This is a genomic window from Chitinophaga sp., from assembly GCF_035761305.1.
Classification (GTDB): Bacteria; Bacteroidota; Bacteroidia; order Chitinophagales; family Chitinophagaceae; genus Chitinophaga.
This window is the reverse complement of sequence record NZ_DASTRI010000234.1, coordinates 1-9819: the sequence shown is the minus strand read 5'-3', so window position 1 is coordinate 9819 and position 9819 is coordinate 1. Positions and strand designations below refer to the sequence as shown.

General features: G+C 50.4%; 5 protein-coding genes. 2 read left to right on the top strand and 3 right to left on the bottom strand.

The annotated features are described in order from the left end of the window. On the bottom strand, positions 1-2620 hold a 2620-nt coding region (locus VFS25_RS19700; protein ID WP_326463893.1), incomplete at its 3' end, for a TonB-dependent receptor. A 210-nt stretch (positions 2621-2830) separates the two neighbouring features. Further along, on the bottom strand, positions 2831-6877 hold the full coding sequence (locus tag VFS25_RS19695) for a two-component regulator propeller domain-containing protein (RefSeq protein WP_326463892.1): 4047 nt from the start codon (positions 6875-6877) through the stop codon (positions 2831-2833). 244 nt (positions 6878-7121) lie between these two features. On the opposite strand from VFS25_RS19695, the gene VFS25_RS19690 reads away from it, so the two are divergent. Both VFS25_RS19690 and VFS25_RS19685 read left to right on the top strand, forming a co-directional pair. Beyond that, positions 7122-8120, top strand: coding sequence for a manganese catalase family protein (locus VFS25_RS19690; RefSeq protein ID WP_326463891.1), 999 nt, complete (start codon positions 7122-7124; stop codon positions 8118-8120). A 22-nt stretch (positions 8121-8142) separates the two neighbouring features. Further along, entirely contained in the window at positions 8143-8790 is a 648-nt protein-coding gene (locus tag VFS25_RS19685) for a DsbA family protein (protein WP_326463890.1), read from the top strand. Positions 8791-8887: 97 nt separating this feature from the next. Here VFS25_RS19685 and VFS25_RS19680 read toward each other — a convergent pair. Next, positions 8888-9819 (bottom strand): MmgE/PrpD family protein (locus VFS25_RS19680; protein WP_326463889.1); only part of this gene is annotated, 932 nt, incomplete at its 5' end.

The window sequence follows — 9819 nt, the reverse complement described above, 5'->3', positions numbered from 1 at the left end:
CTAATACCACGCCATAGGTGATCTCAGGAATGTTGCCATATTTTGTGCGGGTGGCATCATCGGCAGTGATTTGCTTATCGCCGTTGTAATCCTGGTAAATGAGATCTCCCAGCTGCGCGCCGGCCAGGTGAGGATATTTATCCAGGTCGGCCTGTGTTCTGAAAATACCAATCGCATTATACAGCAGGTAAGTATTCAGCGGCCGGCCAGTCTGGCGCTGGTAGTCCAATGCGCCGGAAGCTTCGTCAATGAAAATGATCTTGCTTTTGGCCAGGGTAAAGTTGCCGCTTACATGATAGTGCAGGCCGCTGCCGGTGGAATTATCATAGCCCAGCGTGGCTTCTATACCGTTGCTGTTCACCTTCCCGATGTTTTCGGAAGGCACCAGCGGGTCGCTGCCAAAGGGATTCACAATACCAGATACCTGCGAAATAGAGGCATTCCGCTGTGTAAGAATGTTGGAACGTTTTTGCTGGAAGTAAATGAACTCCAGCGAAAAATGCTGCAGGAAAATGGCGTTGATACCTAAGTCCATCTTACGGGCGGTTTCCCAGGTGATATTGGGATTGGCCAGCTTGGTAATATCTATACCAGGGTGGATGTTGGAACCTACCACGTACTGGTTGCTGAAGCTATAGTTATCAAAGTACTGGAACAGCCCTACGTTATCATTACCCAGTGTACCGTAAGAGCCGCGCAGCTTCAGGTCATTAATAAAGGTTACCGGCTGGAACCAGCTTTCGCGGGAAATACGCCAGCCGGCGGATATGGATGGAAAAAAGCCGTATTGCTTACCTGGCGGGAAAGTGGAAGAACCATCTATACGCGCCTGGCCTTCCAGCAAATATTTTTCTTCATAGTTATAAGCCAGTCGTGCAATGTAGCTTTTGCGGGTAAACTGGTAGCTTTTGCCGGCGTTGTCTTTATCGGTAGAAGCAGACCCGCCCTGTGAAAGCTCCGGCAGCTGTGAGGAAGGGAAGTTTAACCGGGATGCGGCCAAACTATCCATCACGGTTTTGCTTTGCTCATACGCCACAAATGCATCTACATGATGTTTACCGAACTGCCGGGTAAAATTCAGTTTGATGTTAGAGGTAATGAGCGACTGGTTCTGCTGGTGCTGGGACAGGGATGCCAGGCCCGCAGAGCCGCCTACCACTACTTTGTTGTATGTATTGTTGGCGGCATCGTAGCTGTATACCGGGTAAGGTATGCTGAATGATTTATCGGAGCTCCAGGATTTATCTATGGAGAAAAAGCCGTCGAGCGTAAGGCCTTCAATACCCGGTATGTCGTAGGCGCCTTTCAGGATGCCATTGAATACCTGGGTGGGATTTTTATCGGTACCGCCTATGTCCGTTACCTGCAGCACGGGGTTGTTATTTTCTATGCCGCCGGTAGGCAGCCCGTTCGGGTAGATGGCCGCTACCGTGGGATAAGCGCGGTAAATAGAGCGGAAGATATTACCGGCGCTTGTTTGCGGATAGGTACGGTCCTCTTCCCTGCCGGATAAATAAAATCCTACGCGCAGGCGTTTGGTGATATTCGCGTCTATATTTGACCGGAAGTTGTATTGATCGTACTGGGTGGCGCTGTGCTTATAAATGCCCTGCTGCCCTATCATGCCCAGTGACACGTAATACTTCACATTTTCCGTGCCCCCGGTTACCGACAGGCTATGCTGGCTTTGCAGCGCCACTTTCCGCAGCGTTGCTTTTTGCCAGTCGGTGTTCGGGTAGTTCAGCGGGTCGGAGCCGTCCCCGAACTTTTGTATCTGTTCTGCCGTATAAAACTGGTTTAAGCCGCCGGCGGGATTGGTATAATACTGTATCTCGTTCATGAGCGTTGCATAGGTAGGCGCATCCGCCATTTTGGGCAGGCGGGTAGGCGACGAAAAACCCTGGTTAAAGCTGTAGCTGATCACCGGCTTACCGGTTTTACCCCGCTTGGTGGTAATTAATATTACCCCGTTGGCTGCACGGCTGCCGTATATGGCGGCAGAAGCGTCTTTCAGCACGGTCATGCTTTCAATATCATTCGGGTCCAGCCTTTGCAGGCCGCCTATCTGGCCCGGCACCCCGTCTACCACCACCAGCACATCATTATTACCGGTGGTAGCCAGCCCGCGGATATATATGTTGGAAGCGTCGTAGCCCGGCTCTCCCGAACGGTTGTTGGCAATCAGGCCCGAAAACCGGCCGGCCAGGGAGTTGGACAGGTTAGGCTGCGGGCTTTTTACGATCTCCGCCCCTTTGATAACAGAAAGCGAGCCGGTAAGGGTGGCTTTTTTCTGTGTGCCGTAGCCTACCACCACCACTTCATTCACATTCTGGGTGGTAGCTGCCAGTGAAACGGACAGGGGCGCATTGCTTTTTACCGGTATTTCCTGCGTAACATAGGCCAGGTGGTTGAACACCAGGGTATCTCCAATTCCTGCCGGCAGGGAAAACTGGCCGGCGTTATCCGTAGTGGTTCCCTGGGCGGTGTTTTTTACCCGCACGGTTACCCCGGGCACCGGCTCACCTCCGGAAACCACCTTGCCGGTGATTTTAGGTTGCTGCGCCAAAAGGGTAATAGCAGGCAAAAGGAAAAGAAAAATGGATAGGGATCTTTTTTTCACCCGGTGACAGCTTGATTTTTTCAATGGCCGGATGGAATTTCCTAACGGTTCAACTCCAGTTAGGATTTTGAATAATCGTTTCATAACGAGAACCTGTTTAAATGAATAAATAGCTGGTCTTGAACTTTTTGTACTCAGTTTATGACACGCAAATTAGGGGGTAAAGACGCGGGCAAACAGGGGGTAAATCATTTAAAACAGGGGGTAAAATCATATTTTGATCACGTTCAGGTCCCCGTTAAAAGAAGGGCGGTATTTTTTCACATATTCCGAAGGGTTCATGCCAAACAGCTTAAAAAACTGCTCGCGGAAGTACCGGATGTCGCCGATACCTACCTGCTGGGCTGCCTGGTTAATGGTATAATTTTCCTTCAGCATCAGCACCGCTGCTTTTCTTAAACGGATGGAACGGATAAAGGCGTTAATGGTTTGGCCCGACATGGACTTCACCTTTTTATACAGGCTGGAATGGCTCATGCCAATGGCCTGGGTGAATGTTTTAATAGAAAAGTCCTCATTATCCAGGTTCGCCTCCACGATCCGGATGCACTGGTTCAGAAAATCGCGGTAGTCGGCCGGTACGCGTATGCTGGTATGCTTTAACGTAATGCTGTCCAGGAAGTACTGGCGCAGCAGGTGGCGGTTCTTTATTATATTATCCACCTTTACCAGCAGCAGCTCCTTATCAAACGGCTTGGTGATATAATCGTCCGCTCCCTCCTCCAGGCCCTTTATTTTCACGTCGGCAGCAGAAGCGGAAGTGAGCAGGATCACCGGTATATGGCTCAGGGTTTCTGTTTGTTTGATACGGGTACACAGCTCCACCCCGTTCATGCCTTCCATCTGGATATCGCTGATAACCAGGTCCGGCATGTGCTTTTCCACCAGGGCAAAGCCTTCATCGCCGTTACCGGCTTCGTAAATAATGAACCGGTCTGCAAACATCTGCCGCAGGTACTCCAGTATTTCCGCATTGTCGTCGATGAGCAGGATAGACCGTTTTTCGGTTACCAGCTCCGCTACCTGCTTAAGCGGGCTATGGGCGCGTTTATTTTCTTTATTTACTGTGAGGTCCGTGCCATCTGCCAGCTCATGCAGTATGCCTGACCTGGCAGGGGTGTCAGGCGCCAGGTCGGCGCCGGCCAGGTGCGCTTTCCCTTTCCGGAGCCGGATAAAAAAGGCAGTGCCTTCATTGGCAGGGCTGCTGTAGGTAATGGCGCCCTTATGGCTTTCAATAAAATGCTTTACCAGGTAAAGCCCAATGCCAAAGCCGGTTTGCAACTGTTCCTGCCTGCCGCCTGCCCGCTGGAACTTATCAAAGATCCGGTTGCCCATATCAGCCGGTATGCCGCAGCCGTTATCTTTAATAAGCAGGGTTACTTCGTTTTCCGTTTCCTGCAGCTCCAGCAGAATGCTGCCTTCATCGGGCGTAAATTTAAATGCATTGGATAACAGGTTAAACAGGGCTATTTCAAGCTTTTCATAATCTGCATACAGCATTATCTGCTCCTGGCTGCAACGGAAATGGTATTGCATGCGCCTTGCTTTTGCCTGCTGTGAAAAGCACAGGTACACCTCATTGCACAGCTCCACCACATTCAGCCGGGTAATCTTCAGCTGATCGCCCCGGGTATCTGCAGTGCGGAAAAGCAACAGCTGGTCCACAAGGCTTAGCAGGCGCCTGGCGTTGCGGTACACCACGCCCAGCGGCTCGTTATGCCCGCCGCGTTCCTGGTTTTGTATGAACTCCTTCAGTGGGTTAATAATGAGGGTAAGGGGCGTTCTGAACTCATGGGATATGTTTGTGAAGAAAGACAGCTTCCGTTCGTTGATCTCTTTTTCTTTTTCATTTTCAAGATGCGCCAGCTTAATTTCATATTGCAGGCGTTCCTGCCGCGACCTGTACTGTATAAAAAACCAGATGCCGGCTCCTATAAAAGTAATATACAGCATACGGGCCCACCAGGTGCGGTACCAGGGCGGCAGCACCGTAATGCTTACTGTGCGCACTTCGCGGCCCCATTTCCCGTCGGCATTGGTGGCCTTTATTTTAAAAACATAATTACCTTCCTGTAAACGGGTATAATTGGCGGTGCGTGCTTCTCCCACGTAATTCCAGCCCTTGTCCCACCCCTCCAGGTAATAAGCATAGCTGATCTTATCGGGCGAAGAATATTCCAAAGCAACAAAATCAAAAGAAATGATTGCTTTGTCGTATGGTATCTTCAGCGCCTGCACATCATGCTGCTCCACGGGAACATTGTTTATTTTAACGCCGGTGAGCAGCAGGGGGGGCGTTGTTGTTTGCTGGTACACACTATCCGGGTGAAAGATGTTGAAGCCTTTGATACCGCCGAACATAAATTCGCCGGATTTCAGCTTCAAGGCTGCATTGTAAGTGAACTGGTTGCTCTGCAGCCCATCGGACTGCGAGAAATTCCTGAACACTTTTTTTTGAGGATCAAAGCGTGAAAGCCCGTTGTAGGTGCTGAGCCAAAGGTTGCCGTTATCATCTTCCAGCACGCGGAGAATAGAATTATTCGGCAGCCCGTCTGCATCCGTAAAAGCAGTAAAGGAACCGGTACGGGTGTTAAACAGCAGCAGGCCGCCGCCATCTGTGCCCAGCCAGAAATTCCCCCGCTTATCCTCATGTATGGCGCGGATGGTATAGCCGATGTTATATACCTTATGTTGTTTACGGGTCCTGTCAATCCGGATCAGCTGCGTATAGTTACCGCCCCATAAATTGCCTTTGCTGTCTTCGGCCAGGCACTGGATATTTACAATGCCGCGGTCAAATATTTCAAATTTTCCTTTAGCCCGGTTAAAAGTGTACAAAGTACCGTTATTGGTAGTGCTGGCCCAAAGGGTTTTTTGCGCATCTTCATACACCAGCCATACATTATTTTCCTCCACGCCGGTAAAGGGGTTAAAACAGGAAAAGTGCTCAAAGGCGCCGGTTGACCTGTTGTAACGGTTTACGCCCCTGAACCAGGTAGACAGCCAGATGTCGCCTCCTGCATCGCGTATGATAGACGTGATGAAATTGCTGCTAAGCGCGCCTTTAACTGCAGGATTGCGGGTGTACCTGGTATAGGTGTTGTGCTCGCGGTTCCAGTATTTTAGCCCGCCGCCGTCTGTTCCTATCCAGATATTTCCTTCATCTTCACAAAATGAAAAAATGAAATTGTTGATAGAGCCGAAAATGCTGTCGTCATTAAAAGCGTACAGCTCAAAAAGATGCGGCCTGGGCTCAATGATGTTAATGCCGCCGCGCAGTGTGCCGATCCATTTGCGGCCTTCGCGGTCTTCATATATGGAATATACCGCGTTGCTGCTCAGCTGCTGCTTGCTGCCGGGCGCGGGAAAAGGCGTGGCCTGCTGCCCGGGCGTGCGCAGCACAAACATGCCATTGCCGTCCGATGCAATCCACAGCACGCCCTGCTTATCCATGCACAGGTTAACGATCTTGCTGCTTTCCTTTATATAGTTGGCGGAATAGGTATTGGAGCGCTGGTCGTACCGGAAAAGCCCGTTATCCGTGCCCAGCCACAGCGGCCCTTGGGGATCTGCTTTCAGGCAGTTCCCTTTGTTTATATCTTTGTTTACTACCTGCAGGGTTTTATTAACAACATTATACCGGCACAAACCTTTGCCCTGTACAAATACCCAGGCATAACGGCCTCCCGGCTCATAATCAACCGCGGTTACTTCATAGGCAGTCGTCACCTGCGGGCCATCGTGCAGGGGCACCTGGCGGCCGGTTTGCATATCGCCTTCAAACAGTAGCAGGCCGTTGCTTTCGGAGCCAATGAGGATAATGCCTTGTTTACCGGCTTTAATGATGTGTATGTTGCCGCTTACAGCCCTGGCCATACTGCTGCCTGCCGGCAGGTAGCGCGCAATGGAAAACTTTTCATTTACAGGGTCAAAAACGCTCACGCCTTTACGGCCGCCTATCCATAATTTATGGTGCAGATCGCCTTCAATAGTATAAATGCCATTATCCATCAGGGAAGTGCTGTCCCCTATCTTATTCCTGTAAATTTTAAATTTGTAGCCATCATACCGGTTTAACCCGTCATACGTGCCAAACCACAGGAAACCTTTATCGTCCTGGTAAATGTTGGTAACTGCATTGTTGGACAGGCCGTCCTCTATACCCAGGTATTTAATGGGATAGCTGGCTGCGGACAGGCGGTTCACTGTTGCGATGCATAGCAATAAAAAGGCGATCCTGTGCCTCCACCCCTTCATACACGTGTTTTAAGTACTATAAAACTATCAAAAAAAGCTAAATCCGCAATATTTGTCATTTATACACTCATTATGCTCCTGCCTGGGTAATGCATTACTCATTTAATAGAACTCAACAGTAACTCCGGCTGTTCCAGTGCTTTAGCCTCTCTACGTAAGCAGCCATTCCGCCTGGCAAACCGCGTCGCTGGTTTATTATTTGCTCATTATTTCCGGACCTCATTTTTAACCTAAAATTTTTTCTATGTTTTACCACGTGAAAGAACTCCAGTTCAATGCAAGAGTGTCAAAACCAGATCCCAACTTTGCTACGTTGCTGCTGGAACAATTCGGCGGGGCCAACGGCGAGCTGGCTGCTGCACTGCGGTATTTCGGGCAGGCATTTGCCGCAAGAAACCCTTTCCCGGACAAGTACGATTTGCTGATGGATATTGCCACTGAAGAATTCAGCCACCTGGAAATAGTAGGCGCCACCATACAGATGCTGCTGCAAGGCATTAACGGCGACCTGAAAAAAGCGGCTGACGAATCAGAGATCATGCAGCTGCTGAACGGCAGGCAGGCCAAGGAAGATTTCATACACCAGGCCATCATGGCGCCGCAATTCCTGGTATCTTCCGGCGGCGGCCCGGCATATACCAACAGCCAGGGCGTTCCGTGGTCAGCGGCCTATATTAACGGCGATTGCAACGGCGACCTGACCGTTGACCTGCGTTCCGATATTGCGGCAGAATCGCGCGCAAAAATCACGTATGAATACCTGATGCAGTTTACCGACGATCCTTTTGTGAAGGAAACCCTCAGCTTCTTAATGACAAGAGAGGTGGCCCACTTCCAGATGTTTGAAGCAGCGCTGGAATCAATACAGCCGAACTTTCCGCCGGGCGTGCTGCAATCAGACCCGCGCTACAGTAATTTATACTTCAACATGTCCAGCGGAGCCGATATACGCGGCCCGTGGAATGAAGGTGAATCTACCCAGATGGGAGAAACCTGGCAGTTCGTTGATGATCCCATACAGTATGTGCTGGAAACAAATGGCCTGTTGAATGTAGAACCGGCAGGCACTGCCAGGACTTTACAGGGCGTAGACGAGATTGATCACGGCATGAGCATGCAGCGCAGCGAAGAAGTGAATATGGCCACCCCTATTGGCGTACAGGCCTGGAGCCAGCAGGCGAAGGAATCGAAAACAATACCAAAAAGCCATAATGGAACAACACGCTCCCACAAGAAAAAATAAGGTTAAACAGGCAATTCCCCCATTGCAGGTTACGTACTACACCGATCCGCTTTGCTGCTGGAGCTGGGCATTTGAGCCGGTGATACAAAAGCTCAGGGAAGGGTACGGCAACAGCATTGCCTGGCGTAACTGCATGGGTGGCATGTTATCGCAATGGAAAAGCTACCATGATACCCTGCATGCAGTAAGCCGGCCCATTCAAATGGGACCGGTATGGATGCAGGCCAGGCAGCTCACAGGCGTTACCCTGAACGACAGTATCTGGTTCAGCGACCCGCCGGCTTCCTCCTACCCTGCCTGTGTGGCGGTTAAATGCGCAGGGCTGCAGTCGGCAACAGCGGAGGAGCTGTACCTGTATAAATTAAGATCAGCGGTAATGACCGCGGGGAAAAACATTGCGAAAAAGGAAGTATTGCTGGCGCTTGCCGGTGAGCTGGCGGCAGAGCAGCCCGGTTGCTTTAATGCAGAACAGTTTGCAACGGAATTAGCCGGCGAAGCTGCTATTAACGCCTTCCGCGCCGATCTGCAGGAAGTGCGCTATCGCAATATTACACGGTTTCCCTCCCTGCTGTTTGTTACAGGCAGCAATAAAAAAAGCCTGCTGCTAACGGGCAGCCACTCGTATGAGACTATTGTATCGCATTTAAAACAGCTAACCGGAAACGCATGACCGATCATTGTTGCGGGGCACCTGGTAGTTTATACAAAGGTAAAAAGGCCGGTAGCATAATAGCTACCGGCCCTTTTTCATAAGCAGGCATCATCTCTTATACCGGGATGGGGGTGCCAGCCAGCGCATTTACCAGGCTGCCAACATCTTCATGCTCCAGGTTCCGCACAATACGGATTATCTCGTTGCGGGCATCCGCCTCCATGCTGCTTTCGCCCAGGCTGTGGAATTTGGCAATCACATCATCCCAGCTAAGGGGGCGGGTATAAAAGCCTTTGTAGTCCTCTTTTTTAATACAGTGCTCCTTTCCGTCTTTTAGCTTCACGCATATTTTAGTGTCCATTTTTTCGGGGTAAGGCACGGTGTAAGGATCTATTTTTTCCACTATTTTACGCGGCGTTTTTACCGGAAGGGCCGTGCTTACCTGCACCTTTTGAAGCAGCGCCTGCACATCGGCACGGCGAATACGTTCCGGCAGCAGCTGCGATGGTTTTACCTCCCCGTCCAGCAGCGCTACTGCCAGGAGGTAGGGCAAACTGTGATCTGCCTGTTCTTTTGTTTGCACTGTTTTGCGGCTGCCATACTTGCCGCCGCCCACAATATGAAAAGCAGTCAGAAAAGTGGTGGCCGATATTTCCTCCACATCAGCAGGTTGTATACCGTATTGCCCGCGCAATTCCAGCATGGCCTCTATTGCCGGCTGGGTATGCACTTCAGCATTATAGCTTTTCAGTATACACTTTTTTATACGGGAAAAATCGCCTGATGCGCAATCAAAAACCGGATCCATCGCAAACTCCTCTTTAAATCCCATAGGCCCTTCAAAATAGGTTACAGGCCCTGTTACCCCTTCTTTAGCCAATAAAACAATATTGGTGCAGCCCAGCGCCACCAGGGAAGAGGCAAACCCTTTCCATTCATACGTGTATGAAGCACGGGTAGTAACCGTTGTATTAAAGGTGCTGCCTGCAATACCAATTGCATGCGCGGTTTGCTCTTCTGTAAGCGACAGCAGCCTGGCTAACGCGC